Below are 26,857 nucleotides of genomic sequence, written 5' to 3'. Positions count from 1 at the left end.
GGACAGATGGAATGCGCACCCCGCATCGCAGCCTCCGCCGTGGACGCGACCACGACGCTCCTACCCGGAGGATGGCGCCGCGCCCGCGGGACCGCGCGTCCGGCAAGGAATCTCATGGAGCGCCCCAGCGAAGTTCGAGGGCCGTCGCCGGCCCTCACAGGTCGGTTCAGCTTCACGTCCATGGGTGACCCATGGAGCTGGACCGACGACATGTTCACCCTGCACGGTATGCGGCCGGGCGACGTGGTCCCGACGGGGGCCGTGTTCCTCCGCCACGTCCACCCCGACGACCGGACGCTCGTCGAGCAGGTGATGATCGCCGCCGAGCAGGGTCCGGCCGGGTGCGAGTATCGCCTCATCGACCTCACCGGCCACGAACGGACCGTCACCCTCGCGGTCGCCCGAGGGTCTGACGGTGCGACGACCGGCCTCGCCGTGGACGTCACCGCGTCGCGCAACCGGGCCGTCGCCGACCAGGTCAACGGGCAGCTCGCCCTCGCGCTCGAGTCCCGTACCGTCATCGACCAGGCCAAGGGCGTCGTCATGTCGACATTCGCCGTCGACCACGAGACCGCATTCCGGGCACTCGCGATGATCTCTCAGCATCGCAACATCCGGCTGCGCGTCATCGCCGACGCCATCTGTGGCTCGATCGTCGCAGCCGGGGCTCTGGAACCCGTGCTCCGCGCAGAGCTTCAACGCTGCATCGCCCTCGGCTCCCTCGTCCGCGAGCAGGTCGGGGTCGTCGACCACGATGCGGCGCGGGGCTCAGTGTGACCGGGAGCGTGGCCAAGCCGCACGGAGCAAGGGCCTGAGGCGTCCGGACTGGGTGTTCAGTTGTCCCAGGGAGGCGTCTCGTCGAGCTTGGCGTAGTACTTCGCCAGGTGGCTCTTGATCCGATCGCGGTCCTTGTCCGGCACGTCCACGCCCCCGCGGGAGCCCTGCATCACGGCCGCCGCTGAAAAGACGCCGCGCGGGACGGCCGTGAGCCTGCCGTCGATCACGTCCGCGATGAGCAGCTTGTAGGCGGTGAAGTTCTCCTTGGCGTCGGCGTCGTACCAGACGTGCGCGTCGCGGTACTTCTTGTTCGGCTCGTCCGTCGCGTTGGCCCAGTCGCGAACCCGCTTCTCGGCGGCGTCGCCATCCCAGGCACGATCGCGGTCGGCGAGGGGAAGGTCTCCGAATGCGGTCACAGCCATGTCCGTTCCTCTCCACGTCGACCACGCGTACCCGGCAGGTGTCATCGATCGACGGTTGCACCCACCTCGAGGACTCGCATCCCCAGCGGTCGCGAGCCGGCGACCGCGGACGCATGATCGTCAGCACGGCGCAACGAGCCCTCGGGCCCATGCCGTGAGGGCTCGAGCAGCGTGGTCCCCCGTCCTCACCCTGGGGAGACACCATGAGCCAGACGACACCCAACCCGATCGCCGGTAGCAACAACCCGTTCCGCTCGGACGACGAGGCCCGGGACGAGAGCCGGCAAGGCGACGACGAGACGGACGTCCTCGGACTCCCGTTCCTGGACCCGGAGCCCGACCCCGACGACGACGGCGTCGACGTCGACGAGCCCGGCGACCGCATCTAGCCTGGATGCGCGTCGTGGTGTCGGACACCGCGAGACCGAGCCATCAAGATGCGCGCGAGCTGAATCTCGAACTTTGTCGGGCCACAGCGGGGTGGTCGACGGATCGGGGAGTCTGTGATGGACGAGTTGCTAGGAATTCTTCGCGACGACGAGCGGGACCTGATCCGCGAGACCGAGCCCGCGCGCATGCAGGAGCTCGACGAGGACGCCCTCATCACTCTGCACTCGCGCATCCGCCGCGCGCGCAAGAAGTACCAGACCAACTACCGTCGCCAGGCCAGCGCCGGTGTCGCCGAGCACGGCGGGCGGGGCAAGTCGCGCCCGAAGAACACGAAGGCCGCGCAGAAGGCCGAGGTGTTCGAGGACGCTCTCGCTCGCGTGAGCGGACACCTCGAGACGGTGGCGCGTCAGGAGGCCGAAGACCTCAAGGCTCGCCGCCTGGCGGCTGCACGCGCACATCGGTCCACCGGCCCGGGGAGCGACGACGCGCCGCCGTCGCCGGGCGACACAGGAGTCGCGCGCGCGCACCAGAAGACGTCGGGTGGCGTGAAGCGTGACGCGTCGTCGCAGGCGGCCGGCGCGCGACGCCAGGCGAGCCGAGACGGCCGCTAGGACTGAGACGACGGGGAGGGGCACGCGCACGTCACCACCGTCGTCAGCCGTGATGGCGAGACGACCCCCGTCACGCCGTCTGAGGGCTCGTGACGTCGGGCGTGCACGCACGACGTCTGCGCCTTCTCCGACGACTCCGTCGCGATGACGCGTGTGGTGCGAAAACTGTGTGCCCAAAACTGCGGCCCCTGTCTAACGTACGAGGGTGTCGTGCCGACTGACGGCCCTGGCCGTCGACGCTGAGGACCCTGCGCGTCTGGCGCGCTTCTGGGCCGAGCTCCTCGGACGCGAGTCCGTCGAGGACGCCCGAGGTCAACGGCTGCGGGCGTCCGAGACCCAGCTCGGGCTGCGGTTCGTCGCGACCGGGGCGGCGACGACCTCCGAGCTCAACCGGATCCACCTCCATCTGACCAGCGCGAGTCCGGCCGACCAGCAGCACACCGTCACGCGAGCACTCCAGCTCGGTGCCAGCCACCTCGACGTCGGACAGCTCCCCGAAGAGGGACACGTCGTGCTCGCCGATCCCGAGGGCTACGCGTTCTGCGTGATCGAGCCCGGCAACGCCTTCCTGGCGGGCTGCGGCTTCCTGGGCGAGCTCACCTGCGACGGCCCCCGCAGCGTCGGGCTGTTCTGGGCGCAGGCGCTTGGCTGGCCTCTTGTGTGGGACCAGGACCAGGAGACGGCCATCCAGTCCCCGCGCGGCGGCACCAAGGTCTCGTGGGGCGGCGAGCCGGCGGCGTCCGAGCGTGCCCGCGGGCGCCAGCGCCTCGACCTCGCCGTCCTCGCCGGAGACCTCGCCGGAGAGATCGAACGGCTCGTCGCGCTCGGCGCCAGCCGGCTCAGCACCACCGACGGCGATGCGGTCGAGCTGGCCGACCCCGACGGCAACGTCTTCTGCGTCCGCGTCCAGCCGTGAGCCAACGCAGCCGTTCCCAGGGAGCCCGCGGTGACGCGGCGGTCAGCGCAGCATTGCGCGTGCCCGGGTGGCCGACGCTTGAACCACCCGGAGCCCGCGGGACGGGATGGTCGAGACGCCGCCCCGGCGTCGTTCGAGCCGGTCCGCGAGCCTGCGAGAGATCGTCGCGACGACGGGGAGCAGGACGACGACGACGATCAGGAGTCGCAGTCGACCGAAGATGAAGGAGCCCATATATGCCTCAAGGGACGAGTCGGCCTCCGGCGCTCCGTGCTCGACGCCGACGTCCATCTTCGGGTGTGTCCGGCATCAACGCACGCGGTGGTCCGTCACCGCGGGTCGGCGTCGTCGACCTTGCGGACCTCACGGAGCCCCGTGCTCACGAGTTCGTCACGGTACGGCCGACGTCCTGCCCAGAACCGGAAGCGTCCCGGCGGTCGGCGTGGCCCGCTGTCGCGGGTGTCTCAGCTCGCCGGGCGACGCAACAGAACCAGGACCACGGCAGCGGACGCGAGGAGCAGTCCCGCGCCCAGGGCCTGCGTGACCTGGAACGCGGCGCCGAAGGCTCCACGCGCGACATCGACCAGCTCACCGGCAGCAGCGCTGGGCATGTCTCGGGCGACCTCCACCGCCCGGCCGAGCGTCTTCGCTGCTGCCTGCGAGGCGCCGGCGAGCTCGTCCCGATGCATCCGCGTCCGGTACACAACACCCGCCGCGCTACCGAGGACGGCGATACCCAGCGCACCCCCGAGGTTGGTGCACGTCTCGAGCAGTGCGGACGCCCTACCGGCCTGCCGCTGCGGTGCCGCGGCCACGGCCAACCCGGTCGCGACGACATAGATGGGCGCCAGGCCGACCGAGAGGACGACGGAGGCCGCGACGTACAGAGGCAGTCCTCCCCCGCCCGGCACGGGCACCAGCATCGCGAACCCCACCGCCGAGACGAGGAGCCCCACGCCCAGGGCGGCGCCGGGGTGCAATCGGTTGGCGACCTGCGGTGCCAGCGCCGACCCGATCAGATACCCGAGCGCCGACGGGATGCTCCACAGGCCCGCCTGCAACGGCGACAGGCCGAGGACGAGCTGGAGATACTGCGCCAGCAGGAACTGCATCCCGTAGAGGACGAAGAACGCGATCGCGTTGGTCATCACGGGAACGCTGAGCTTCCGGCGGTGGAAGAGGTCGAGCCCGAACGACGGCAGGCGCCGTTGCCGCCGGGAAAAGGCCGACCCGGCGGCGGAGCCGACGACGAGCGCTGCCAACGCGCCAGGGTCGACGCCCGACTCGGCGAGCTGAGTGATCCCGTAGACGAGGAGCAGGACGGCTGCCAGTGAGAGCCCCGCGCTCTGCCAGTCGACGGGCGCGGCGCTCGCGTCGCGGAACTCCGGCAGCATCCGCGGGCCCAGGACGACGAGCAACGCCATCACCGGCGGAGCGACCAGGAACACCGATCCCCACCAGAAGGTGCCGAGCAGCAGTCCGCCGACGAGCGGACCCACCACCCCGCCGAGCGCGAAGCTCGCGGTCCACACACCCAGCGCCGTGTTGCGCTGGCGGGGGTCCTCGAACATCGACCGGATCAGCGACAGCGTGGACGGCATGAGGGTGGCACCCGCGACGCCGAGGAGCATCCGCGAGGCGATCAGCATCGAGGGCGTCGACGACGACGCCGCGACGATCGAGAGCACTCCGTAAGCGCCCCCGCCCACGAGCAGGAGCCGTCGGCGACCGATCCGGTCGGCCAGCGCGCCCATGGTCATCAGGGAGCCGGCGAGGAGGAAGACGTAGCCGTCGACGATCCACACCAGCTGTTCGTTGGTCGGTCCCAGTGCTTCCGAGATCGCGGGCAGGGCGAGATGCAGGACGTTCGAGCCCATCGACACCACCAGGCACGGCAGGACGAGGACGGTCAGCCCGATCCACTCTCGGGTGCCGGCTCGTACCTCGGTCGTGGTCATAGACACCAGTGAAACCCGTTTACCGGTGTTACACCACTCACAGGCGTACACTGGTGTCATGAGAGACGTGGGCAGCACCGACGCGGCGGTGCGCGCCGAGATCCCCGCGGCAGCGCTCGTCGTCAAGGACTTCGTCAACTCGGCTGACCTGGCGGCTGGCACCGAGAGCCTGACCTCACCGGCGGCTCTGGTCGACTGGCTCCACGACCACGGCCTCGCTCGTCGGGCGCCCGAGCTGAGCCGCGCGGACCTCGAGCAGGTCGTCGCCGTGCGCGAGGGACTTCGGCAGCTCCTCCTCGTCAACGCCGGCCACACCCCCGACCACGACGTGCTCGCACGCTTCAACGCCGCCCTCGCCTCGACCTCGCTGGTCGCCCAGTTCGACGCCGACGGTCGACGGGCCCTCCTGCCCGTCGAGCATCGCCCCGCGGCGACGATCGTCGCCGAGCTGCTCGACATCGTCGACCGGGCTCGTTCCGACGACACCTGGGGGCGACTGAAGGTCTGCGCCCGCGACGAGTGCCGTTGGGCGTACTACGACGCATCACGGAATCGATCGGGCCGCTGGTGCTCGATGATCGACTGCGGCAACCGGGTCAAGATGAAGCGCGCCTACGCCGCCAGGTCGGGCCGGACCGCGACCTGAACGCACCCAAGCCGCCGCGCCGTTCATCGCACCGGCGGCGCTGGACCGCTGGGTCGTCGAGTCCGGGCGTCTCAGCGCCCCGCCCGGTGCCACGACCGCGGACCTCCGTCGTGCGCTCGCGTGCGCCCGGTCGCCTACACAGTTCTCGCGTCACTCGTCGACGCTGTGCCGACGGGGCCCGCACCCGCCTGTTCCCCGACCCCTCGCACGGCCGTCGCCGGCTCTGGTGCGGGATGCGAGGCTGCGGTGACCGGGCACAGGCCGGGGCCCACCGCGCGCGCCACGTGAGCCGCGCCCGGGCTAGGAACGCCCGAGGGGATCGGGAGGCGGCCGGCCACTGAGTGGCCGCACCCCCGATCGGCGATCCCGTTTGCCAGCGGGCGCACAACTACACCTAACCCTTTGGGGTGTACTCAGCGCCGTCCTCGCTCTGGAAAATTGCACCGGCAAACGTTCCTCGCTCGGCCCCGAGAGGCTCAGGAAGGACCGAAGTACACATGGTGAAGTCGCTGTGGGCGATGGTGCAAGGAGACCCCGTGTTCATGCGACGGGTCAACGGTTGGCTCGCCGTTTTCTGGTTGATCATGATCCCGATCTCTATGGCCGCTGGGTGGCTCGACTCCGTCGTCTACGTCTCCGCCCTGTCTCTGTGGGCGCTGGTATCCGGGCACTGGTCCGCTTGGCAGGCTGCGCGCGTCGAGGTAGCCCAACAGGTCGAGGCGAACGCGAAAGCCGCGCAAGACGTCCCCGGGGAAGTCGTCGCCGAGCTGCTCGAACACACGACCATCGAGCCGGCCGCCAGATCGTGAGGTCGGCTCCACTGCCTTGACCAGCATCACGGCTGCGCTGGTGGTGCGAACAGCGATCCGGCGCTCGACGACGTTGCCCAGGTGCACCGGTATCGCCGCCGAGCCGCGCGTTTCCCGGCACCCGGACTCCGTGCGATCACCTGAGCTGGCCCCCAGGTCGGTGCCTTCGGGGAAGCACCGACGCAGGAGCCGGCCTCCAGCTCTGAGGAGCGTATGGCGGCTGCACCTGCGTGTGCTGCGGCGTCGGGAGGGGCTTTCCCCGCGCTCCGTCAGTGCGACGCAGTCTCACGCGCTGAGAAACGTCCGCAAGTGCGGCTGACGGGTGCTGACTCGGCCTCACGCAGACTGCGAATCAGCAGCTCGTCGGCGATCAGAAGTGATCAGCGTTCAAGCTGGCTTTGCGGGTCAGTGATGGCCGACCTGGAAGCAAGCGACGTCGTACTGGGACTTCTCGGTGTAGTGCAGGCCGCCGATTCCAACACCCTCGTTGAAAGGTGAGCCAGGTGAAGTAGTCGTGTGGCCGGGGAAGGTCCCCAGGTCACCGCAGTCCTGACTGGGCGGGCCGGTCCCGCTCGGGTTGGCGGCGGCGAGTGCCGGTGCAGCGCCCACCACGGTAAGTGCTGCGACGAACACAGTCGCGATGAGGGTCCTACGCATGATCCGCTCCCTTCGCGCGCACGGGAGTGCGCTTATGAGGGATACGGACGGGCGGCCGTCCTGGTTCAACGTCCGCATCTGTCGCGATCCGCGCGTTGCCGACCCAATACAGTCCCTGGATGGGGCAGCGCAGGGGGATGGACAGGGTCGACCTCGTCGACGGAGTGGATGGGGACAGCGCCGCACGAGGCGTCGACCCGTCCGATACGAAGGACGCGGGCGGACAGGCTAGCCGGACCAGAGACCGCGGCAGGGTCGTGCCGTGGACGGCCGGAGTCGTCGTCGCCGTGCTCGCCGTCGCCGTAGCGACCCAAGGCGTCCTCTCGGCGCGGGAGCGTTCTGCACTCGCCACGTTGGCGAAGGTGCCCGGTGTGCTCGAGCCGGTCGGGCCGGCCTTGACGCGCAAGGAGCTCTATCTGGGAAATGACGCGGCGGCAGTGTTCGGAACGGGTGGTTCGCTGTCGTTCAGTGCGGACGGGTCGCAGACCCTCTCGCATCTGAACGTCGCCGGGACGGGGACCATCTGGTCCACGCAGGTCGCGGGCCCGAACGCAACGATCGCAGCGGTCGACACCAGCCGTCTGGTGAGCGACTCGAGCTGCCAGGACGACGCCGAGACTCCCGCGCGCCACGTCCTGTGCCTCGTCTCGGATGGCGGCGCCCTCGTTTCCAACAGCGGCGGGGACGTGACGACGCTGCCGGCGGCGGGTCGCGAGGTTGTCGTGCTGGACGCCGCCACGGGTGCCGTCGTCGCGCTGGACGCCGGAACCCGCGCAGTCGCTCACGGTGATGCCGCACGACCTGGTCGTACTCGGGTACACATCCGCGTCGGGCACCACCGTGACGGGGTACGACGCGCTCAGTGGCGTGGTGCGCTGGGTGCACGTCGAGCCCGGGGCTGCCGAGGCGCAAGGCGACACGGATGGTGTCGTGCGGGCGGGCGACCTGATCGGGGTCGGCACCTCGACCCGTCTTCATCTCCTGAGTGCCGAGGGAACCGTCGTCCGAGAGGTGCACGCGGGGCCTAGCGGCTGGGTGTGGAGTTCTGGACGTGAGCCGCTGACGGTTCATGAGCTAACCGCCACAGGTGGAAGGCGCACCACCTTCATCGCCGCGGACGGCGATCCGGCCAAGGACGTCACAGTCGCCGGCGACCCCGTGAGCGTTGCCGTCAACGACGGCAGCGTCCCGGGCCTCTTGCTCAGCTCGGACTACCGGACGTACGCGTCGGACGTCGTCACCGGCAAGCTCAGGTGGTCGGCGAACGTGGCGAAGCCGCTCAACGCTGTGGTTGCTCGCGGCCGCGTCTTCCTCGTTGGCTCTCAGGGCGTGTACGCGTTGGACGGCCGCTCAGGCAAGCAGTTGTGGACCGTCCCGGCGGGGAGCATCGGTCCGCGCGTCCTGATGACCGATGGGCGTCACATTCTGGTGTCCTACGAGCGCGTGACCACCGAAGGGAGCGCCCCTGACGATGACGGAACCCTGGTCGCGTACGACCCGGTCAGCGGCAACGAGGACTTCCGTGTGACGTACCCGTCGGGCGTGCACGACCTGCAACAGGTGGCCAACCGGATGGTGGCGACCGAGACCCTGTCCAACGACTGGGTCGTCCTCGGCTGAGCAGCATGGGGTCGAGCACTCGCATCCGCCAGGGAGACCCAGCGTGCGCGGACACATCGACTCCGCCACCGCCCACGCTTCACATCGAACGACTGGGTCGCGAGCGGACGCGGCGAGAGCTGGCGGGCCGCTGGATCATGCACGACGGGACGTGGGACGAGGCACTGAGCGGCTCTGGCCGTGCGTGAACTGGCAGCTGTTCTACGACGCGACCGGTCACGCTCAGGACGGCGCCAAGCGCTTGACCTCGAGCGGTTCGGTGACAGGGACAGGCCCGTGACCGCGATCGCGTCATACGACCGGCTTGAGCACGCGACCCGCCGGCACGTCTGGGCACTGATCGGACCAAAGCGCATGGTCGGTCTGGCCGCGACCCGCTCGATCTTGGCGCCCCCAACGCCGCGAGCGGGGGGTCTCGTCGGTGCGGCGGACAGGTGACGGCGCGGTCTCCCTCTGCTCTCCGCCGAGCGCTGTCTTTCATTGCCGCGACGGCTCCCCGGCCGATTGCTTGGGATGATGTGCCGCATGCAGATGCCTACGTACAAAGGGAATCAGATCGACACTGACCCAGCGCCGAAGGTGGTGGTCTACGGCGCTTACGGTCACACCGGCCGATTCGTGGTGTCAGAACTCGCCTCTCGTGGGCTCACTCCTCTCCTCGCGGGGCGCGACCGCCAGAAGCTCGAGATCCTCAGTCGCGAGATCCCGGGGTCAGAGGCTCGGGTGGCGGATGTCGACGATCCTGCCTCGCTCGACCGGGCTCTGCAGGGTGCGGCGGCGGTCGTGAACTGCGCAGGGCCGTTCGCAGCAACATCCGCTCCGCTCATCGAGGCCGCACTGCGCGCCCGGGTCCCTTATGTCGACGTCGCGGCCGAGATCGAGGCGAATGTCGACACGTTCACCATGTTCGGCGAGCGCGCTGCTGCTGAGGGCGCCATCGTCGTGCCGGCCATGGCGTTCTACGGCGGTCTCGCTGACCTGCTCGCGACGGTGGCGATGGGTGACTGGGCGGAGGCCGGCGAGGTCCATGTGGCTTACGGGCTGAGTGGATGGCATCCGACGGCCGGCACTCGAGCGGCCGGTGCAGTCTCACGACAACGCCGGGGGGGTCGACACGTGTCGTTCCACGACGGCGCACTGCGGTACGGCGATGACGAGTCCGTTCTGACCAGGTGGGCATTTCCTGCGCCCCTTGGCGAACAGGATGTCCGCACCGAGTTCTCCATGGCAGACATCGTGACGATTCCTCGGCATCTGCCCGTCCCTGACGTCTTCAGCTACATGACCGTCACCGCTGCCACCGAACTGGCGGCGGACAACACCCCAGTCCCAGTCCCGGCCGACGAGAGCGGTAGATCCGACCAGACCTTCACCGTCGATGTGATCGTGCGTCGCGGGGCCGAGGAGCGACGCGCGAGCGCCACCGGTCGGGATATCTACGCAGTGACGGGACCGCTGGCAACCGAAGCCGTCGTCCGCATCCTGACAGGCCGCACGAAGAACTCGGGCGTTGCGCCCGCAGGAGCCATCTTCGACGCCGCAGATTTCCTGGACTCGCTCGTCCCGCACATGGAGTGGAGACTCCAGTCCGGCGTCTGACCAAACTCAATCAAAGCGACACGGCTACGAGGCGTGATGATCACGCCTCGTATCCGTCGCGCGGGACTTGAGCGCACAGCTCGGTCGATGGTCGGACGAATTTGGGACGTAGTCGCCCGTCGTGTGATGCTGACCACGCGAAGAAGGAGAAGAATTGGCTATTGTTTGCGATGAGCCCGGTGCGTCCGGCAGTGTGTGGCGACTTGGGACTTTGCAGGTAACTCGTATCGGCTTCGGCGCGATGCGGCTTGCTGCTGCTACGGCTTTCGGAAATACACCGAGCCGGGACCGGGCCGAATCCATCGCAGTGCTTCGACGCGCTCGCGAGTTGGGCGTCACACACTTCGACACTGCGGCGTTCTACTTCTCCGCGCGGCGTTCAGCGAACGAGTTGATCAATGCCGCGTTCCCCGACCACGATGACGATCTCGTCATCGCCACCAAAGTCGGTCCGGCACGGAACGCGTCCGGCGAATGGGCTGATCCGGCCCGACCGGACCAGTTGCGAGGGCAAGTCGAGGAGAACCTACGCCAGCTCGGTCGAGACCGACTCGACCTCGTCTATCTGCGAGTACTCGGCTCAGGCCCGGTCAGTGAGTTGTTCGGGGCTCTCGCGGACTTGCAGGCCGAGGGGTTGATCGCCAATCTGGGCATCTCGAACGTCTCGACGGCGCAATTGATAGAGGCCGCCGACATCGCCCCGGTGGTCAGCGTCCAGAACCGCTTCGGCTTGGACCAGCGCACCCCCGAAGCTTTGGCACTACTCTCCGAAACAACGCGCCGGCAGATCGCCTTCGTACCGTACTTCGCTATTGCCGGGACAGGCGGAGAGCGCGGACGATCCGCCGAGACGAATCCAGTCGTCGCCGACATCGCAGACAAACATGGTGCGACCGCGTCCCAGGTCCGCCTTGCCTGGACCCTCCACCAAGGCCCAAACGTCCTGGCCATCCCAGGCACCGGTGACATGAACCACCTCGAACAGAACGTCGCTGCCGCAACCATCCACCTCACCCACGAGGAGTTGGACAACCTGGTCGCGGAGCCAAGCGCCTGACAGCGAGCCCAGGATCGCGCCACGCTCAAGCCTGTCCGTAGGTTCGGGAGAGGCGGGCAGTTCGAGGCCGTACCGGGGACTAGTCGACGGCGAGGACGTACCGCATGATCGGCCGTTCCGGTGACCGTCGGGCCACCTCCACGAACCCGGCGGCGGCGAACGTCGCCGCGTAGCCCATGCTCGTCGAGCTCGGGGAGACTGCGCCGTCTAGCGGGTAAGCCTCGACCGCGGGGGCGCCCGCTCGTCTCGCGAGGTCGACCGCGCCCTCCACCAGCGCCGCCATCACGCCGTCGCGGCGGTGGCCCTTGCGCACGTAGAAACACGTGATCGCCCACACGGGCACGTCGTCGACGCGGCGTAGCCGCCACGGGTCCTCCAGTGCGGGGACATCGACGCGCGGCGTGACCTGGCACCAGCCGACCGCCAGGCCGTCCCGTCGGGCGAGCAGCCCCGGGGGCGGACCGGCGACGACGATCTCCCGCAGGTCCGCTCGGTTGTCGGCGGCCGGCCGCCTCCGGTACGACGGACCGATCCGGTACGCCATGCACCAGCACCTGCCCGCGGGGCCGCCCTGGTCGAGCAGCTCCTCGAGCGCCGGCCACAGGTCGGGCGTGAGCGGCGCGACGACGGTCATGCGGCGCGGCCGACGACCCGCGGGTCGTCCTTCCACGCCGACAGCGTCGCCACGTGCTCGAGCGTCTCGGCCTCGAGCTGCTCGCGCGAGGCCGACGGCTTCTGCCGAGCCTGGTGGGCCCGCTGGAACGCCGCCTCGAACGCGCACACGAAGGCCTGCGGGTCGTCGGCGGCGTCTGGTGCGGTCATGATGACGACAATTCTCCGCAGCGAATCCATCGTCAATCCCGATGCATCCACGGACGCGCGGACCTTGGAGGACCGGATGCGCGCGGCCAACGTCTGGACCCAGATCGGGTCGTGTTCACCACCGAGACGGGCGAGCCGGTGGACCCCCGCAACCTCCTGCGGGTGGTCAACGTGGCGGCCGAGCGGATCAGTCTGGAGGGCATCGGGGTACACACACTGGGGCACTCGGCTGCCGACATGGCGCTGGCCAGCCGGGGCAACTTGAAGACAGTGAGCGACGTGCTCGGGCACTCGTCGGTGAGCATCACGGCCGACGTGTATTTGCACCGATCCGAGGTCGCCCCGCGGGCCGCCTCGGATGGCCTGGCGATGGCGCTCGGCCTCTAGACCCAGTTGGCGTACGCAGTTGGCGTACGCATGACCGAGGGCCGCCCCGGATGAACGGTGACGGCCCTCCGACCTGCACAAACATCGGTCGGGCTGACAGGATTTGAACCTGCGACCCCTTGACCCCCGGCACCACGGTGGGCCGCGATGCGGGCGGCCATCTGCCCGATCGGGCCCAGCCCCACCACGATCACGATGCCGCCCGGGGTCACGTCCGCGTACTCGACCGCCTGCCATGCGGTGGGCAGCACGTCCGACAGGTACAGGTAGCGCTCGCCGGGCGACCCGTCGTCGGGCACGACGACCGGCCCGAACTGGGCCTGCGGCACCCGCAGGTATTCGGCCTGGCCGCCGGGGACCTGGCCGTAGAGCTTGGTGTAGCCGAAGAGCGCAGCCCCCTTGTCGTGGTCGCGGACCTGGGTCGTCTCGCACTGCGACATCAGCCCGTGCGCGCACATCCAGCAGGTCCCGCAGGCGATTCCGAACGGCACGACGACGCGATCACCAGGCTTGAGGCGCGTGGCCCCCGGGCGACCTCCTCCACGACGCCCATCGCCTCATGGCCCAGGACGTCGCCCTTGTCGAGGTACATCCCCAGCACGCCGTACAGGTGCAGGTCCGACCCGCAGATCGCGGTGGACGTGACCCGCACGATCGCGTCCGTCGGTTGTTCTATCCGCGGATCCGGGACGTCCTGCACCCGCACGTCCTCACGCCCTTGCCAGGGCAGTGCTCGCACGTCGGTCCTCCTGGGCCTCTCCCGGGCGACGCCTCTGCACCAGACAGGCATCGTGCGCTCCCCAGCACCCGACCGCGACCCGAGAGAGTACCCGCGGACCCCCGCGCAGGCCGGCGTCAGGGGTGAACTTTCCGAGACGACGACCGGGCCTGCGCCTGGCGCGAACTACGGAGGCACACGGGAACCAGAGTCGAGGAGCTGCGGACCGTCCGCGGCCACGCGCTTTGGCGTGCAGCCACGCAGATGGTCCCCTCTCGCGCTCTGGCGGACGCACGCCCGCCCTGAGCGAGAGCCCCCCTGTGCGGCTGCACCAGCCTCCGCGGGCGCGCACCCACGCGCCAGTCAGCGGCGCGCCGGCCTGCTCCCAGGAGCGGCTGGCTGAGTGGCGGCCTTCAGGGTTCCGGCTTAGCGTCCGAAATGCCGGCTGGAACGCGCGACCGGCGGACCGCCGCCCGGGACAGGACACGTCGCCGGGCATGGGATCGGTGTACAGACGGCCGTCACGCACCGCTGACGAGACGATCGCCGGACGCTTCGACGTCCAGCCCATGCAGGCCGCGGCGCGGCAGAAGGTTCGCGCCCGCATCGAACCCTCGGACCGAGCGCCCGCCTGACCCGTGCTGGTCGACTCGGCGTCTCGTCCGGTAGCCATCGAGAAGAGACCGACACCATGACTGACTTCTACATCCCCCGCGCCGTCCCCGGTTCCGATGGCGGAGGCGGCACCGCCGACACCGCCAAGGAGCAGGCAAGCAATCTCAAGGACAAGGCGACCGACGCCGGCGCCAACCTGCTGAGCGAGGCCAAGGGCGAGGCCGCCGCGGTGACGCAAGAGGCGCAGCGCCAGCTGGGCGACCTCTGGTCCCAGGCCCGCTCCGAGGTCTCCGGCCAGGCGACCGAGCAGCAGAACAGGCTGGCCGGCGGGCTGACCTCGGTCGGTGGACAGCTGACCCAGATGGCGGCGACCCCGGCCGAACAGAATCTCGCCACGGACATCGTGCGCGAGGTCGGCGGCCGCGTGGACGCGCTCGGCCACTGGCTGGAGGAGCGCGGCCCGGAGGACGTCCTCGACGAAGTCCGCAGCTTCGCCCGTCGACGCCCCGGTACTTTCCTTCTCGTGGCCGCAGGAGCCGGTGTGCTGTTGGGGCGTCTGACCCGAGGGCTCAAGGACGCCCCAGCACCAGGCAGCAAGGCTCGACCGGAGACAACCGCGTCTGCTGACACCCTCCCGGTCTACGCCGACGTCGTCGAGGAGCGCTCGCCGCTCACAGGTGAGGCGACACCGGCGCCGAGCACGGTCGGGTGGGACCAGACGTGACCGAGCCGCTAGGGGCACCATCGAGCCAGTCCGTCGGTGACCTGCTGGGCGACGTGACACGCGACATCTCGACCCTGCTGCGCCAGGAGGTCGAGCTCGCCAAGGCGGAGGTGCGCCAGTCCGCGAAGCAGGCCGCAAAGGGCGGATCCATGTATGCCGGGGCGGCCGTGGCCGCGCACATGGTCCTGCTGTTCCTCTCGATCGCCCTCTGGTGGGCGCTCGGCGACGCCTTGGACTCGCTTGCGTGGTCTGCCGTCATCGTCGCCGCCGTCTGGGCGGTCGTCGCCACCGTTCTCGCCGCGAGGGGCCGGGCCGAGACCAGGCGCGTCGCGGGGCTGGCGCGCACCACAGACACCGTCAAGAAGATCCCGAACGCTCTGCAAGGCCACGAGGAGAAGAACTCATGAGCACCGATCCCGATCAGATCCGCGACGACATCGAGCGCACGCGGGCCGGCAGCTCGGACGTCGACGCACTGACCGACAAGGTCAGCCCGTCACAGGTGGCTCACCGGCAGGCGGACAAGGTCCGCAGCGCGTTCGCCGACGCCAAAGACAAGCTGATGGGAGGCGTCTCCGACGGAGCCGACTCGGTCGGCGCAGCGGCATCATCGCTCGGTGACACCGCCGCGGGTCTGCCCCACGCAGCCAAGGACAAGACCCGAGGCAACCCGCTGGCGGCGGGCCTCGTGGCGTTCGGCGCGGGCTGGCTGATCTCCTCGCTGCTACCCGCCAGCCGCCAGGAGCAGCAGCTCGCCCAGGCAGCCAAGGAACAGGCCGCACCCCTGGTGCAGGAGGCCAAGGACGTAGCACAAGACATGGCAGAAAACCTGCGCGAGCCAGCACAGGAGGCTGCCAGCGCGGTCAAGGACAGGGCCACCGAGGCTGGATCGACGCTCCGTGATGAAGGACGAGCGGCGGCCGACGACCTGCGCTCGGACGCCGCCGACGCGACCAATGCGGTCAAGGGTGCCCACACCGCCGAAGGCGGCCAGACGTCCTGGTGACGACCCGCGGGGTGGGTGGCGAACGTCGCGACCCATCCCGCGGCACCTGCCCATGACGACCACTGACAAGGGCCGAGCCATGACCACTCACGACACCGACAGCACTCGCAGCACCGACAAGGCGGCCGCCCCCGCACCGGAGGACCCGCGCAAGCCGGACTCACCCGGCGACATCACGAAGCACTCGTGGACCTACGTCGCCCGCAAGACTCTGCGCGAGCTCGGAAAGGACCAGTGCACCGACCTCGCCGCCGCACTGACGTACTACGCGGTGCTGGCCATCGCTCCGGCGCTGTTGGCGATCGTCGCCCTGCTCGGCCTGGTCAGCGATCCGGCAACGACCGTGACGCGCGTCCTCAACCTGGTTCAGGATGTCGGACCCAAGGGTGCCGTCGACACGGTCAAGCCGATCCTCGACCAGCTCACCACGGCGCCCGCCGCCGGCTTCGCCCTGGTCGGCGGACTGCTCCTGGCGCTGTGGTCGGCATCGAGCTACGTGGCGGCCTTCAGCCGCGGGATGAACCGGATCTACGAGATCGACGAGGGACGCCCGTTCTGGAAGCTGCGTCCCGCCCTGCTGCTCATCACCCTGACCATCGTGATCATCGCGGTCATTGTCGTGGCCGCCGCGGTGCTCTCCGGGGGCGTCGCCCGCTCCGTCGGGTCGAGCATCGGCCTGAGCAGCGCGACGGTGACGGCCTGGAACATCGTGAAATGGCCACTGATCCTGGTCCTTGTCGTCGCGGCGGTCGCGCTCCTCTACCACGCAACACCGAACGTCCGGCAGCCGAAGTTCCGCTGGGTCAGCGTCGGCGCGCTCGTCGCGATCGTCGTGTGGGTGCTCGCCTCGCTGGGCTTCGGGTTCTATGTCGCGAACATCTCCAGCTACGACAAGACCTACGGCTCCCTGGCCGGCGTCATCGTCGTCCTCCTCTGGCTCTGGATCACCAACCTCGCGCTCCTGTTCGGCGCCGAGCTGGACGCCGAGCTCGAGCGCGGACGAGAGCTTCAGGGCGGCATCGAGGCCGAACGGACGATCCAGCTCCCGCCGCGGGACACGCGCGCGAGCGAGAAGAAAAAAGCCAAGCAGGAAGCGGACGTACGGCGCGGGCGCGCGCTGCGCCAGTCGAGCGGCGAGCGGACCAACGACGCCGGTCGGACCGACTGAAATCCGATCTGGACCCGCGAGCACGAGGCCGGTGCAGAACCGTCTTCCGTCCTCACGCGCTTGCCGCTCCTACGGTCCGGGCCGCCCAGCAATGAGGCGGTGGAGTTGAACGTCCACGAGGTTGGCGGCGACCACGCGGGCCGTCATGAAGGTGGCGAAAGGTTGTCGACGTCGGTCAGTCGGCGATCCAGGGTTGAGCAAACGCACCCCGTTCGGTGTCACGGTGTCCCACGGGATATGGCTGTGCCCGAAGACGAGCACGTCGAGGTCTGAGTACTCGGCGTCGCAGCGACGCTCACGTCCGGCAGCGGGCCCGGTCTCGTGGACGACACCGAGCCGCAACCCGGCGAGCTCAACCCGTGCGACCCGGGGCACCAGAGCCTGGACGTCACGCCCGTCGTTGTTGCCGTGACACCCCACGAGCCTGCCAGCGCGCGAGATCAACGCCGCGCAGAAAGTCGCCGACACCCAGTCGCCCGCGTGGACCACGACATCGGCGGCGTCGATCGCCGACCACACGGGCGAGGGCAGGTCGCGCGCACGACGGGGGATGTGGGTGTCGGCCAGCAGGACGAGACGAACTCCCCTGCTCAGCCGTTCGTCCCCGTGTGGTTCGTCTGCTGGCACATGACCACCGCTGTCCGTCGGGATGTCGGGAGGTCGGTTCGTCGCGCCCGGTTCGCCGCGCGGCTCGACCCCGGTTCGGTTCAAGCGGAGTTGACCGGCCCGTCGTCGACCGGGGGGTCGCTCGGGTCCGCCGGCGCCTCAGGCACGTCCGTGCGGGGAAACCGGTGTTTCGCAGCGTCCTCAGGGTTGACCTCGTCGTGATCTGGTGTTGTCGACACGCTGGTCCTTCCTCTCTTTCATCAGGCGTGGACGATCGGGCCGTACGCGTCGGGGTGGCACGCATCTGAGCCACGCATCGAACGGTGCTGCGCCGCGGCGACCGGGAACTCGCCTCATCGACTCGCCAGCACTGCGGCGCCATGAACGGGCAGCAACATCACTCTGACTCAGAGCCGCGCGGTCGTCGTGCCGGGTCGTTCGCTGGCGCGGCGCTCAGGCGGTCATGGACGCGCGCTTCCCGACGTCGCCCGCCCATGGTCGGCCCGCTGCGCGCAGGATGCATCACGGGCGCCTCTTCTCTGGGCAGCGAGCGAGCCAAGGGTGCCGCCAGGTGCGCTGTCGGCGCCGCGGGGATGCAGTGGCGAGAACGCGAGCGCATGATCGTGTCTTGCCGTGAGGACCCCGACTCGGGATCACCTCGCGGCCACCGAGGCTCGGGCAGGGCGGCCTCAGGCGCCGAGCCGAAGAGGTGTGCCATGAGTGAAACCCTGCCTGACCAGAACCACGACGCCGTGCCGGACGGGACGACCGAGCTACCCGACCAGCCGAAGACTCTGCCGGACGACCTGCCGGACCGAGACGATCGCGACGGAAGCGGTGGTGTAGAGATCGGCGCCGGCGAGCCGTCGACGTTCGAGCCCGAGGAAGACCCCACGTCCCTGGACACCCCTGCGGGCTGACGCGAACCGCCCGAGGCGCTGGCAGCGCGCCACTCGTTCCTTCCTGGCACCTGGCGATACGGGCGCCGGCGGTCATGGCGATCGGGACACTCCGGACGCAACGGCCTGGCGCCGACTGCCATCGTCGGCCGTACGGAAGTCGTCAGGACCGTCACGAGATCGAACGTCGATCGGATTTGAACGATCTGTCGGGAAGATCCTCCGGTATCGATGAGGCGGCCAGCGAATGCGGTGACCGGCTCCCGGGCACATGATCGACGTGTCGTCGCGGACGCCGCGAGAGAGCCCTGCGACTACCAAGGCTCGAGCAGTGCGGCCTGAGGCGCTGAGTGGAAGTGGTGCGCAATGAGGGAGAACCTGCCTGATCAGGACCGCGGAGCCATCTCCGACGGCAAGACCGAGCCACGCGACCAGCCGACGAACCTGCCCGGCGAGAACGATCCGACAGCTCCGGCTCCGCGGCCACGCGTCGAAGTCCGAGGAGACGAGGGCTCGCCCTCGATCGACCAGGCGAGCCCAGACGTGGCTCATCTGGTGTTGGGGGAGCAAGACGTCCGAACCAGTGCGGCGGGCGCTAGGGACGTCCTCTGACTAGCTCGGGAGCGTCGAACAGCGCTCCCCCAGCGAGAGTTCTGGGTTCGAAGAGCCACAACGCAAGGAGACCTCTGATGAGCAACCCCATCGTTCCCGTCCCGATCGCCCCGCTCGACGAGTCGGGCAATGTTCGGGGCCTCGGGGATCTGGTCGGATCACGCGAGGATGACACGCAGTCGATCGACGAGCCGGCGCCGGACGAACCGGAGGAGCATCTGTCGAATCGAGCCGTTAGCCCTGATCCCCTGCCCGACGTGCTGACGCACAAAGCCGACGAAGCGCCGCCCAGAGGCTAGTGTCGGCGGAGCCCGAGGGCGGGGATGCACTGCCTGATTCCCGGGTGGGGCGAGACGACGACACGTGCGTGGGAACTGGTCACGCGTAGCGAGGTCGGGCAAGAGCGCGGGGATGGTGGACGAGCCTTGAGCCGACCGGAGGCGGCCACGTGACCGCACCGGCCAGCGGCCTGCCCGACATCATCGGCGAGCATCCGATCGCCCGGACGTGTGGCGGACTCCTCCTGTTCTCGCCGAGTTGTCGTCAGCTCAAACCGTGACCGCCAGCGGCGGGCTCTCAACGTGCGCACGTGCGCCCACAGGTCCAAGATCCGTTCACCTGGCCTGCTGGCCGGCGTCAGCGGCGGCCCGTCAGGGATCGCCCCCGAGAAGGGAAGTCTCGTGGCACTCTGGTTGCTGCTCGTCGTCATCGGCGTGGTGATGATCGTGGTCGGCGTCGCCGTCACAGCAGCGAAGGTCCTGCTCTGGATCGGCATCGTCCTCCTGGTCATCAGCCTGATCGGCTGGCTCTTCGGCCGAGGCCGGTCCCGGGCGTAGCACCTGGGCAGACCGCGACGCGCGGCGCACGGAGCACCTACGGATTCCCAGCCGAGCCCGTGGGCGGGTGGTAAGTCGGCCGGCGAGAGCCTCCGACGTCAGACGAGCTGGAAGCCTCGTGCGGGCGAGCAGCAAGTCGCACCGCCCGCACCGCGGGCTCCTTCACATGGCGCCGTCGTCGGGCGACGAGCCACGGCTGTTGAGACGGGTACGACGCCGAGGCGAAGGACAAGATCCCCGCGTACAAGCTGCTGAACGGCGACGTGATCGACGACCATCTGCGTCTCCTCGTGCCCGCCTTCGCTGGCCTCGGCCCCCCTTACTGGGAGCGCACCGCCACAGGATCCATGGCCGGTCTGAGCGCTAGTACGACGAGGCACCACATCGCCAGGGCGGCGCTCGAGGCGCGACACGCACGCCCGCACCTCGGACTACCAGAACGGCAGTTGGCGCCTGACGTCGAACCCTCCGGGCCGCGACCCCAACCTGCAGAGCTCAGTCAACGTTCGCCGCGCACGGATCCCCACGTTCTGCGCAACCCGGGTTGCGCTGCGATGCTCGAGGCGGTGAAGCAGGTCGCCGCGCAAATCTCCTCGAGGAGGGTCGATGGCCTTCATGTCGTCGCCCCAGAGCGCGTTGCCGCGTCGGCTCGCCACCAACCTCGAGACGAACGCCACGCTTAACGGGCCGACTCGCGTACTGCGAGGTGTGGCGCACAGCCTCGAGGGTTTTCCAGGGCTTCGTTCTGTGCTCAGGGGTGCCCCGATCGGGCACGCCGCACACCCGCTTCTGACGGACCTGCCGATCGGCCTGTGGACCGGTAGCGCGGTCCTCGACGTGGTCGGGGGCGAGTCGTCCCGCGACGCGGCGGACCGCCTGCTGGGCCTGGGCATACTCGCCGCGGTCCCGGCGGCCTTGACCGGGCTGGCCGACTGGTCCGCCTCGAACGTTCGCGTGCAGCGCGTCGGCACCGCGCACGCTCTGCTCAACAGCGTCGCGCTCGGGCTCTACGTCATGTCGTGGCTCCTGCGCCGTCGGGGTCGTCGGCGGCTGGGCGTGGCGCTGTCCCTGGCCGGAGCGGGCGCGGTTGGCGCGAGCGGGTACCTCGGCGGCCACATGGCGTTCGTGCAACGCGCACCGCAGGGCTGACACATGGCCGTCACGACCGTCGATGCGGTCGACGGGCAGTGATGCGCCGTCCCCCGTCGATGCGTGTCGCGAGAGCCGCGTTCCTACGCCGAGCGCACACCGCCGGCGCGCTGTATTTTCCCGCCATGGGTGTGCTGACAGTTGCCAAACGTGCGAGGCCCCGGGAGCGCCTCGTGCCGACCCGAGGCGGACATGTGACCGTGCGGGTCCACGGCTTCGAGGACAGCGACATTGCCGACGACCTTGGGGATCGAGACAGCCTGGGGCGTTTCACTGTCGTGCTCGCACTGAATGCGGCGTCCGACGTGCTCGTGATGTCGCATGGCGGTCGAGTTCTGGGGAGTCTCCCTGAGACATGGGCTGGCACGGTCGCGAACCAGCTTCGCCGCTGCGAGTTCGATGGCAGCGTGCCCGTCGCGCGCGCGACCCTGACAGGTCCACGAGGCGAGCGCGACCTCGCGGTGCTTCTTGCCTACCCCGTGCGCGACACCAGTTCGACAGACGCGACGCCCGCTGGCGATAGCGGTCAGAACCGGTAGGTGGGCGTTCTCGGGCCGCTCACGGCCGGTTGGCGCACCGTCGCACATTCGGCCTCTGCTCCGACGGAGCGGGGCACCGCGGAGCCTCGTCGGGATGCGGTCGGCTCGCTGGCCGATCACAGTGGTGCGGAACCACCACAGAGACCTCGAGGACGAGCTGATGACAATCGACGATCCCACCCCGCGTCCGGTCGGGAGCGAGCCGGCACTTCCAGAGTCGAAGCCGGAGGCGGGTGAACCCGGGCCGGGCGACAACCAGGACGTGCCCGGGGAGAAGATCTATCCGGACGACCCGACGGGCGCAGATCCGTCGTAGGTGCGCGCGGTCCGCGGGTGCCCGTGCAGAAGGAGCAGGGGCCCGGGCCGCGGGGGCGGACGTGGATCTCCGCGTCGCCCGTCTCGATCCGCGGGGTCGTGAAGCCGTCGGTTCCCACGGTCCTCAGAGGATGCGCCCACCGGTGACCGCGATCCGGTCGCCGGTGACGTAGCTCGACTCCTGGGAGGCGAGGAACACGTAGGCGGGAGCGAGCTCGGCGGGCTGGCCGGCTCGGCCGAGGGGGGTGTCCGTGCCGAACGAGTCGACCTTGTCTTCGGACATCGTCGCGGGGATCAGTGGTGTCCAGATCGGCCCGGGGCACACGGCGTTGACCCGGATCCCCTTCTCCCCCAGCTGCTGGGCCAGACCCTTGGTGACGTTCAGGATGGCCGCCTTCGTCGCGGCGTAGTCCAGCAGCGCCGGGCTGGGCTGCGTGGCCTGGATCGAGCTGGTGTTGATGATCGAGGAGCCCGGCGCCATGTGCGGCACGGCCGCTGCCGTGATCCAGAACAAGGCGTACACGTTGGTCTTGAGGACCCGGTCCAGCTGCCCGGTCGTGATCCCGAGCAGGCCGTCATCCTGGGCCATCTGGTAGGCCGCGTTGTTGACGAGCACGTCGATGCCGCCGAGCTCGCGCACTGTCGTCTCGACAAGTGACCTGCAGAAGTGCTCGTCCCGGACGTCACCCGGACACGTCACGGCGCGCCGTCCGGCATCCTCGACGAGCCGCACGGTCTCCTGGGCGTCTTCCTCTTCTTCGGGGAGGTACGAAATGACGATGTCGGCGCCCTCCCGAGCGAAGGCCAGCGCGACCGCGCGACCGATGCCGGAGTCCGCACCGGTCACGAGCGTGCGCTTGTCCTTGAGCCGGTCGGACCCACGGTAGGACTCCTCACCGTGGTCCGGCCGATGGCGCATCTGACGTGTGAGGCCGGGGTGCGGGATCTTCTCGGCCGGCTGCGCCTCCGGGCCGGGGTGCTGCGACCGGGGGTCTTGCGGGGTGGTCTGATCGGCCATGTTTCTCTCCCTCGTCGTTCGCTGGTCAGGGGGCGGTGAACCCGATCGCCTTGTGGGTCCCGTCGCAGTACGGCTTGATCGCCGACGAACCGCATCGGCACAGTGCGACCGTCGCCCGGCGACGAGGCACGGGCCGACCGGCCGCGTCCACGATCGTCACCGGTCCGCGCACGAGGATGGGACCGTCGGGGCAGGCGACGATCACCGGCGTCGCGCCTTTCCGTGCGTCGGCGTCCGACCGCCGGCCCACGATCAGCCGACCCGCAGAGACGTCGTGCCGGCCTGCCAGGACTCGAGCAGGTGTGTGCTGACGCAGCTCGTCGACGTGGAGGCACGCGGCGGCGCCGAACAGGATGTCGTGCAGCAGCTCGGGTTCCTGCTCAGCGAGTGAACCGGCGAGGTCCCGTCCCGCGATCTGCTCGTGGACCGCGTCGGCCTCGACGTGCTCGTCGAAGTACCACGTCGCCTGCTCGCCGAACCCGTGTCGTCGGAACCCGTCGCCGTACAGCCGGTTCGGCAGCGACGACGTCATCTCGAAAGCCGCGAGATGACCAGCGGCAGCGCCGCGCCAGCGCCGGTGCAGGCCGAACAGCGACGTCAGGTTGACGGACGCAAGCGTGATGGCCGGGACCTGCTCGATGTAGGCGCCGTACTCGGCGTCCAGCCCGACATCGCGCATCGTCCGCGCGAACAGCTCGCAGTGCATCCGCTCCGCGTCGCCGCCGCCGTACTCGTCGGCCTGGATCTCGACCAGTGCCGCCTTCGGTCGCCCCACGAGCCGCGGGATCGCCCAGGTATGGGGATCGGCCTCTTTGAGCTGGTACGGCGACCGGTGCATCAGGAACTCGTGCAGCTGGCTCACGTCAGCGTGCTTGGCAACGAAGCGCGCGAGGCTCGGCCCCGGCGACGGAGCGGTCATCGCGAACAGAGCGGCCGCGACCGCCTCGCGCTCCGGTTCGACGCCGGCCGGCACCCGGACCGTTTCGACGAGTCCTGGAGGACTGCTCGCTCGATGACCCCGCGAGCGCTCAGGACGTCGGTGTCCCACTCCCACTCGTCCTCGATACCGTCGAACCCGCGGTAGAACAGCTCGTACATCACGTACGAGGCCACCTGCAGGTCCTCGTCGCGCAGGACGTCGGCGGTGGCAGCCACGCCCGCGATGGCGAGCGGGACAAGCTCGGCCTCGCGGCCGCACCGTACTGGGCGAGCAGGTCCACGAGCGCAGCACTGACCGGACCGCGCGGATCGGGAAGCTTCACGTGTCGTCCTCGGCGCGCGCGACGCTGCAACACCCCGGCACTGGAGCGTCGGCGTCGAAAAGGCAAGCCTCACACGACACAGCGCGCGCGCAACCTGATCGCACGCCCACGTCAGCGCTCGCGGAACAACGTCAGCACGACCCGAGCGCGATCCGACGCGGTCACGCGCCGACCGGTCGGGTCTGACCGGCCGCATCGGAGCCCCCGCAGCGATCTGAGCGCCCCAGGGGCTCCCTCCACGCGGCGCGATCGACCTGTATGGAGGCCCTCCGCCGACGAGCGCACTGCCCGTCGTGGGCGTACCGTCCACACCCAGCGTGATGAACCCGCACTGCAGATGCCGACACGAGCGAGTTGCCATGGAGCTGCTCCCACAGACCGCCGACGTGCTGAGACGCCTCGGGGAGTCGACCGAGGTGGACCTGGTCGCGGTGGTCGTCGACGCCGGCGACCGCGTCGCCGCGGAGGTGCCGTCCTGCCTCGGATTCGCTATTGCCTCGTGGCGGAGGACCTCACCTTCACCGTCGTCGCAACGTCGGCGGAGGCCGCCGCGATGGATGCCGCTCAGTATCTCGACGACCGTCCATGCCTCCTGGCCGCACGAGACGACGACGTCGTCTCCGTCGAAGACGTACTGGACGAGGACCGCTGGCAACAGTTCTCCGCGATCGCGAGCAGTCGAGGGGTACGAAGGCTCGCTCTCCCTCCCCGTGCTCGATGCAGGCGAGCTCGTCGGGACCGTGAACTTCTACGCGGCGCGCCCTGCAGCATTCATCGGACACGAGGCGCAGCTCGCATCGATCGTGGGCGCCAGCGCGGACACCGTCATCACCAACGCCGACCTGGACTTTCACTCCTTGAAGGAGGCGGAGAGCGCCCCGGACCACCTGGACGGACTCATCGTCGTCGACCAGGCGATCGGGATCCTCATCCAAGCGCGCGGAGTGGGAGTAGACGAGGCCCGCGAGTTCTTGCAACGGGCAGCCGAACGCGCCGGCATTCCTACCGCGGAGATCGCGCGGATGCTCGTGCGATGCTGAAGGAACCGACGAGGAGGTCGAACGTGATCGAATCATCCAGGGCGACGGCGATCACCGAACTGCAGTCCGTGCTGCTCGCCACGGCGGGCGTCGAAGAATTCGTCGATGGTGTGGCCCGAGCAGCAGCGCGGCACGTCGGCCCAGCGACCTCGGCCACCATCACCCTGAAGCGGGACGGGCGACCGACGCTGATGGCGGCGAGCGATTCGCCTGCCGCGGTGTGTGATGAGGTCGAGTACGCCACGGACTCCGGCCCATGCCTCACGTCGATCGACCTCGGTGAGATCGTGCACGTGCCCGACATCAGGTCCGAGACCCGCTGGCCGGCCTGGCGGCTGGCCGCGCAGGACAACGGGTACTCGTCGGCCGCTGCGCTCCCCCGCGTCGTCCGGCCCGGCGTGCACATCGCCTTGAACCTGTACGCGGTGGCACCGAACGCATGGGACGGCGCGGCCATCGACATCGCGAACATGTACGCCGACGAGATCGCCCGCACGGTCGTGCTCTGCCTGCGCAGCGCCGACCAGGTCGAGATGAACGCGGACCTGCGCGCCGCCCTCGTCTCGCGCGCCGTGATCGACCAGGCCATCGGGGTCGTGATGGCGGAGAACCGCTGCTCTGCCGACGAGGCGATGGCCATCCTGCGCAGCGCGTCTCGACACCGCAAGGTCAAGCTCCGCGAGGTCGCATCGACCATCATCGAGGCGGTCACCGGCAACCCGCCGCGAGACCAGGACACGTTCCGCCAACGCGCGTAGCAGTCGCAAGTGAGACTGCGTTCCGGTGCCTGAGTCTGATCTCGCGCGCGCGTCATCGCCGACGAGATCCTGTCGGCGGTCGTCACGGGCGGTGCACCCCGATCGGCCCTCCTGGCGGACACCGGGACGATGCTGGGCTCATTGGTCCGCCACGGCAATGCTCGACCAGCCGACACCCAGGAACGCCCGAGGCGCTGAGTCGCACGAGGGGTGCCATGAGCGAGCCCCTTCCCGACCAGACCGGCCGTACCGGTGAGGTCAAGACCGGCACGGTGACCCATGAGGTTCCCGTGACTCGCTCTACCCGAGTGAGCTCGCGTCAGAGTTCGCGCGGGTCGGGCGTGACGTCGCTGACGGAGACGTCGACCACGACTCGGTCGATCGGCGGCCGGGCCAGCCCGAGCGTTGTGGCTACCGACGTCGCAGCGACGAGCCGAACCGTCTCGGCGAGCGGCACCAGTGGTCTTCCGTACAGTGCGACAACCTCGACGGTCAGCCGTTCGAACTCATCGTCCTCGGTCGTCGTGCACACGATAGAAATCGCGCCGGCGTCGGGGACCTCGTCCAGTGCCGAGCGCACGCACGAGACGAGCACCGTCGATGCCACGAACAGCTCGCCGCCGGGCAGCCGGCCCCGGACGGGGGCGGAGGGCCGGAAAGCGCGGACGGCCGCCGCGACGACGTCGTCGCGCAGAGCGATCCAGCCCGCGTCGGTGTGCTCGCGCAGGGAGCGTGCGGCCTGCGCCAGCATCTGTTCGCCGTTCATCGCCACGCCTCCATCCGCTGGATCAGAAAGGCCCGAGCCCGAGAGAGCCGTCCGCGGACGGTGCTCGAGGGCGTCCCGGAGATCGTTGCGATCTGGTCTTACGTGAGACCTTCCACCTCCCGCAGCAGCCATGTCGAGCGTTGACCGGGAGGCAG

The 26,857-nt window shown here is 69.4% G+C and carries 34 protein-coding genes and 2 pseudogenes; 23 read left to right on the top strand and 13 right to left on the bottom strand.

The genetic code is table 11. From position 1 onward, the window contains the following. The first annotated feature begins 180 nt into the window (after positions 1-180). Positions 181-777: a PAS and ANTAR domain-containing protein gene (locus AC38ZX_RS10250; RefSeq protein WP_491297197.1), complete on the top strand. Its 597-nt coding sequence runs from the start codon at positions 181-183 to the stop codon at positions 775-777. A gap of 56 nt (positions 778-833) precedes the next feature. Here the strand turns inward: AC38ZX_RS10250 and AC38ZX_RS10245 are convergent, their stop codons facing one another. After that, on the bottom strand, positions 834-1,199 hold the full coding sequence (locus AC38ZX_RS10245) for a hypothetical protein (protein WP_491297195.1): 366 nt from the start codon (positions 1,197-1,199) through the stop codon (positions 834-836). Between the two features lie 203 nt (positions 1,200-1,402). On the opposite strand from AC38ZX_RS10245, the gene AC38ZX_RS10240 reads away from it, so the two are divergent. The 3 genes from AC38ZX_RS10240 (at position 1,403) to AC38ZX_RS10230 (ending at position 3,116) form a co-directional block, all read left to right on the top strand. Next, positions 1,403-1,588 (top strand): hypothetical protein, encoded by a 186-nt coding sequence (locus AC38ZX_RS10240; RefSeq protein WP_426595702.1) that lies wholly within the window; start codon positions 1,403-1,405, stop codon positions 1,586-1,588. A 117-nt stretch (positions 1,589-1,705) separates the two neighbouring features. Further along, on the top strand, positions 1,706-2,200 hold the full coding sequence (locus AC38ZX_RS10235; RefSeq protein ID WP_426595701.1) for a hypothetical protein: 495 nt from the start codon (positions 1,706-1,708) through the stop codon (positions 2,198-2,200). Positions 2,201-2,405: 205 nt separating this feature from the next. Next, on the top strand, positions 2,406-3,116 hold the full coding sequence (locus AC38ZX_RS10230; RefSeq protein ID WP_491297193.1) for a VOC family protein: 711 nt from the start codon (positions 2,406-2,408) through the stop codon (positions 3,114-3,116). 42 nt (positions 3,117-3,158) lie between these two features. On the opposite strand, the gene AC38ZX_RS10225 is transcribed toward AC38ZX_RS10230, so the two are convergent. Next, positions 3,159-3,407: a hypothetical protein gene (locus AC38ZX_RS10225; protein ID WP_426595699.1), complete on the bottom strand. Its 249-nt coding sequence runs from the start codon at positions 3,405-3,407 to the stop codon at positions 3,159-3,161. A 173-nt stretch (positions 3,408-3,580) separates the two neighbouring features. Further along, on the bottom strand, positions 3,581-5,074 hold the full coding sequence (locus tag AC38ZX_RS10220) for an MFS transporter (protein ID WP_491297191.1): 1,494 nt from the start codon (positions 5,072-5,074) through the stop codon (positions 3,581-3,583). Positions 5,075-5,132: 58 nt separating this feature from the next. Between AC38ZX_RS10220 and AC38ZX_RS10215 the strand changes: the two genes are divergently transcribed. The 3 genes from AC38ZX_RS10215 (at position 5,133) to AC38ZX_RS10205 (ending at position 6,529) form a co-directional block, all read left to right on the top strand. Continuing rightward, the gene (locus AC38ZX_RS10215) at positions 5,133-5,720 is read left to right on the top strand and encodes a CGNR zinc finger domain-containing protein (RefSeq protein WP_491297190.1); all 588 of its coding nucleotides are present in this window, start codon (positions 5,133-5,135) and stop codon (positions 5,718-5,720) included. Next, positions 5,642-6,061 (top strand): CGNR zinc finger domain-containing protein, encoded by a 420-nt coding sequence (locus tag AC38ZX_RS10210; RefSeq protein ID WP_491297189.1) that lies wholly within the window; start codon positions 5,642-5,644, stop codon positions 6,059-6,061. The genes AC38ZX_RS10215 and AC38ZX_RS10210 overlap by 79 nt, the downstream gene beginning before the upstream one ends. Before the next feature lie 156 nt (positions 6,062-6,217). Further along, on the top strand, positions 6,218-6,529 hold the full coding sequence (locus AC38ZX_RS10205; RefSeq protein WP_426595693.1) for a hypothetical protein: 312 nt from the start codon (positions 6,218-6,220) through the stop codon (positions 6,527-6,529). A gap of 405 nt (positions 6,530-6,934) precedes the next feature. Here AC38ZX_RS10205 and AC38ZX_RS10200 read toward each other — a convergent pair whose 3' ends face one another. After that, the gene (locus AC38ZX_RS10200) at positions 6,935-7,186 is read right to left on the bottom strand and encodes a hypothetical protein (RefSeq protein WP_491297188.1); all 252 of its coding nucleotides are present in this window, start codon (positions 7,184-7,186) and stop codon (positions 6,935-6,937) included. 789 nt (positions 7,187-7,975) lie between these two features. On the opposite strand from AC38ZX_RS10200, the gene AC38ZX_RS10195 reads away from it, so the two are divergent. The 3 genes from AC38ZX_RS10195 to AC38ZX_RS10185 all read left to right on the top strand — a co-directional run bounded on the left by AC38ZX_RS10195 (position 7,976) and on the right by AC38ZX_RS10185 (position 11,462). Next, positions 7,976-8,806 (top strand): outer membrane protein assembly factor BamB family protein, encoded by an 831-nt coding sequence (locus tag AC38ZX_RS10195; protein ID WP_491297186.1) that lies wholly within the window; start codon positions 7,976-7,978, stop codon positions 8,804-8,806. 525 nt (positions 8,807-9,331) lie between these two features. Beyond that, on the top strand, positions 9,332-10,405 hold the full coding sequence (locus tag AC38ZX_RS10190; protein WP_491297185.1) for a saccharopine dehydrogenase family protein: 1,074 nt from the start codon (positions 9,332-9,334) through the stop codon (positions 10,403-10,405). A gap of 193 nt (positions 10,406-10,598) precedes the next feature. After that, positions 10,599-11,462, top strand: a complete 864-nt coding sequence (locus AC38ZX_RS10185) for an aldo/keto reductase (protein ID WP_491297365.1) — start codon at positions 10,599-10,601, stop codon at positions 11,460-11,462. Between the two features lie 79 nt (positions 11,463-11,541). Here AC38ZX_RS10185 and AC38ZX_RS10180 read toward each other — a convergent pair whose 3' ends face one another. Next, positions 11,542-12,132, bottom strand: a complete 591-nt coding sequence (locus tag AC38ZX_RS10180) for a GNAT family N-acetyltransferase (RefSeq protein ID WP_491297184.1) — start codon at positions 12,130-12,132, stop codon at positions 11,542-11,544. Further along, entirely contained in the window at positions 12,093-12,374 is a 282-nt protein-coding gene (locus AC38ZX_RS10175; protein ID WP_491297183.1) for a hypothetical protein, read from the bottom strand. The genes AC38ZX_RS10180 and AC38ZX_RS10175 overlap by 40 nt, the downstream gene beginning before the upstream one ends. Positions 12,375-12,395: 21 nt before the next feature. Here AC38ZX_RS10175 and AC38ZX_RS10170 point away from each other — a divergent pair, with 21 nt between their 5' ends. Then, positions 12,396-12,671 (top strand): tyrosine-type recombinase/integrase, encoded by a 276-nt coding sequence (locus AC38ZX_RS10170; RefSeq protein WP_491297182.1) that lies wholly within the window; start codon positions 12,396-12,398, stop codon positions 12,669-12,671. A gap of 125 nt (positions 12,672-12,796) precedes the next feature. Here AC38ZX_RS10170 and AC38ZX_RS10165 read toward each other — a convergent pair. Next, positions 12,797-13,410: pseudogene (locus tag AC38ZX_RS10165) on the bottom strand (alcohol dehydrogenase catalytic domain-containing protein); the annotation flags it as partial. 670 nt (positions 13,411-14,080) lie between these two features. Between AC38ZX_RS10165 and AC38ZX_RS10160 the strand changes: the two are divergent. The 4 genes from AC38ZX_RS10160 to AC38ZX_RS10145 all read left to right on the top strand — a co-directional run bounded on the left by AC38ZX_RS10160 (position 14,081) and on the right by AC38ZX_RS10145 (position 16,902). Further along, positions 14,081-14,728, top strand: a complete 648-nt coding sequence (locus AC38ZX_RS10160) for a hypothetical protein (protein WP_491297181.1) — start codon at positions 14,081-14,083, stop codon at positions 14,726-14,728. Continuing rightward, a complete protein-coding gene (locus AC38ZX_RS10155) occupies positions 14,725-15,135 on the top strand; it encodes a phage holin family protein (RefSeq protein WP_491297180.1) in 411 nt (136 codons plus the stop codon). The genes AC38ZX_RS10160 and AC38ZX_RS10155 overlap by 4 nt, the downstream gene beginning before the upstream one ends. Beyond that, on the top strand, positions 15,132-15,734 hold the full coding sequence (locus AC38ZX_RS10150) for a DUF3618 domain-containing protein (RefSeq protein WP_491297178.1): 603 nt from the start codon (positions 15,132-15,134) through the stop codon (positions 15,732-15,734). Before AC38ZX_RS10155 ends, AC38ZX_RS10150 begins: the two co-directional genes overlap by 4 nt. A gap of 79 nt (positions 15,735-15,813) precedes the next feature. Continuing rightward, positions 15,814-16,902: a YihY/virulence factor BrkB family protein gene (locus AC38ZX_RS10145; RefSeq protein WP_491297176.1), complete on the top strand. Its 1,089-nt coding sequence runs from the start codon at positions 15,814-15,816 to the stop codon at positions 16,900-16,902. A gap of 69 nt (positions 16,903-16,971) precedes the next feature. Here the strand turns inward: AC38ZX_RS10145 and AC38ZX_RS10140 are convergent, their stop codons facing one another. Then, positions 16,972-17,529, bottom strand: coding sequence for a metallophosphoesterase family protein (locus tag AC38ZX_RS10140; RefSeq protein WP_491297174.1), 558 nt, complete (start codon positions 17,527-17,529; stop codon positions 16,972-16,974). Between the two features lie 695 nt (positions 17,530-18,224). Here AC38ZX_RS10140 and AC38ZX_RS10135 point away from each other — a divergent pair. The 6 genes from AC38ZX_RS10135 to AC38ZX_RS10110 all read left to right on the top strand — a co-directional run bounded on the left by AC38ZX_RS10135 (position 18,225) and on the right by AC38ZX_RS10110 (position 21,859). After that, positions 18,225-18,428, top strand: a complete 204-nt coding sequence (locus tag AC38ZX_RS10135; RefSeq protein ID WP_491297173.1) for a hypothetical protein — start codon at positions 18,225-18,227, stop codon at positions 18,426-18,428. Positions 18,429-19,096: 668 nt separating this feature from the next. Next, positions 19,097-19,318, top strand: a complete 222-nt coding sequence (locus AC38ZX_RS10130) for a hypothetical protein (RefSeq protein WP_491297172.1) — start codon at positions 19,097-19,099, stop codon at positions 19,316-19,318. 381 nt (positions 19,319-19,699) lie between these two features. Continuing rightward, complete coding sequence (locus AC38ZX_RS10125) at positions 19,700-19,855, top strand: hypothetical protein (protein WP_491297171.1); 156 nt, start codon at positions 19,700-19,702, stop codon at positions 19,853-19,855. A 747-nt stretch (positions 19,856-20,602) separates the two neighbouring features. Beyond that, a complete protein-coding gene (locus AC38ZX_RS10120; protein ID WP_491297169.1) occupies positions 20,603-21,004 on the top strand; it encodes a DUF2231 domain-containing protein in 402 nt (133 codons plus the stop codon). Between the two features lie 194 nt (positions 21,005-21,198). Beyond that, positions 21,199-21,543, top strand: a complete 345-nt coding sequence (locus AC38ZX_RS10115) for a hypothetical protein (protein WP_491297168.1) — start codon at positions 21,199-21,201, stop codon at positions 21,541-21,543. A gap of 160 nt (positions 21,544-21,703) precedes the next feature. Continuing rightward, entirely contained in the window at positions 21,704-21,859 is a 156-nt protein-coding gene (locus tag AC38ZX_RS10110; protein WP_491297167.1) for a hypothetical protein, read from the top strand. A 123-nt stretch (positions 21,860-21,982) separates the two neighbouring features. On the opposite strand, the gene AC38ZX_RS10105 is transcribed toward AC38ZX_RS10110, so the two are convergent. The 4 genes and pseudogenes from AC38ZX_RS10105 to AC38ZX_RS10090 all read right to left on the bottom strand — a co-directional run bounded on the left by AC38ZX_RS10105 (position 21,983) and on the right by AC38ZX_RS10090 (position 24,031). After that, entirely contained in the window at positions 21,983-22,876 is an 894-nt protein-coding gene (locus AC38ZX_RS10105) for an SDR family oxidoreductase (protein ID WP_491297165.1), read from the bottom strand. Between the two features lie 25 nt (positions 22,877-22,901). Further along, the gene (locus AC38ZX_RS10100; protein ID WP_491297364.1) at positions 22,902-23,126 is read right to left on the bottom strand and encodes a CDGSH iron-sulfur domain-containing protein; all 225 of its coding nucleotides are present in this window, start codon (positions 23,124-23,126) and stop codon (positions 22,902-22,904) included. Positions 23,127-23,255: 129 nt separating this feature from the next. Continuing rightward, positions 23,256-23,714: pseudogene (locus AC38ZX_RS10095) on the bottom strand (iron-containing redox enzyme family protein); the annotation flags it as partial. Positions 23,715-23,791: 77 nt separating this feature from the next. Beyond that, complete coding sequence (locus AC38ZX_RS10090; RefSeq protein ID WP_491297163.1) at positions 23,792-24,031, bottom strand: hypothetical protein; 240 nt, start codon at positions 24,029-24,031, stop codon at positions 23,792-23,794. 466 nt (positions 24,032-24,497) lie between these two features. Here AC38ZX_RS10090 and AC38ZX_RS10085 point away from each other — a divergent pair, with 466 nt between their 5' ends. Together AC38ZX_RS10085 and AC38ZX_RS10080 are read left to right on the top strand one after the other, a co-directional pair. Further along, a complete protein-coding gene (locus AC38ZX_RS10085) occupies positions 24,498-25,178 on the top strand; it encodes an ANTAR domain-containing protein (RefSeq protein WP_491297162.1) in 681 nt (226 codons plus the stop codon). Continuing rightward, positions 25,172-25,936: an ANTAR domain-containing protein gene (locus tag AC38ZX_RS10080; protein ID WP_491297160.1), complete on the top strand. Its 765-nt coding sequence runs from the start codon at positions 25,172-25,174 to the stop codon at positions 25,934-25,936. The genes AC38ZX_RS10085 and AC38ZX_RS10080 overlap by 7 nt, the downstream gene beginning before the upstream one ends. Positions 25,937-26,255: 319 nt before the next feature. Here the strand turns inward: AC38ZX_RS10080 and AC38ZX_RS10075 are convergent, their stop codons facing one another. Then, entirely contained in the window at positions 26,256-26,702 is a 447-nt protein-coding gene (locus AC38ZX_RS10075) for a hypothetical protein (RefSeq protein ID WP_491297159.1), read from the bottom strand. Positions 26,703-26,857: the final 155 nt, after the last annotated feature.

Source organism: Cellulomonas sp. McL0606 (assembly GCF_058248365.1).
Note: the sequence above shows the minus strand (reverse complement) of the source record. Positions and strands in the feature narration are given on the sequence as shown.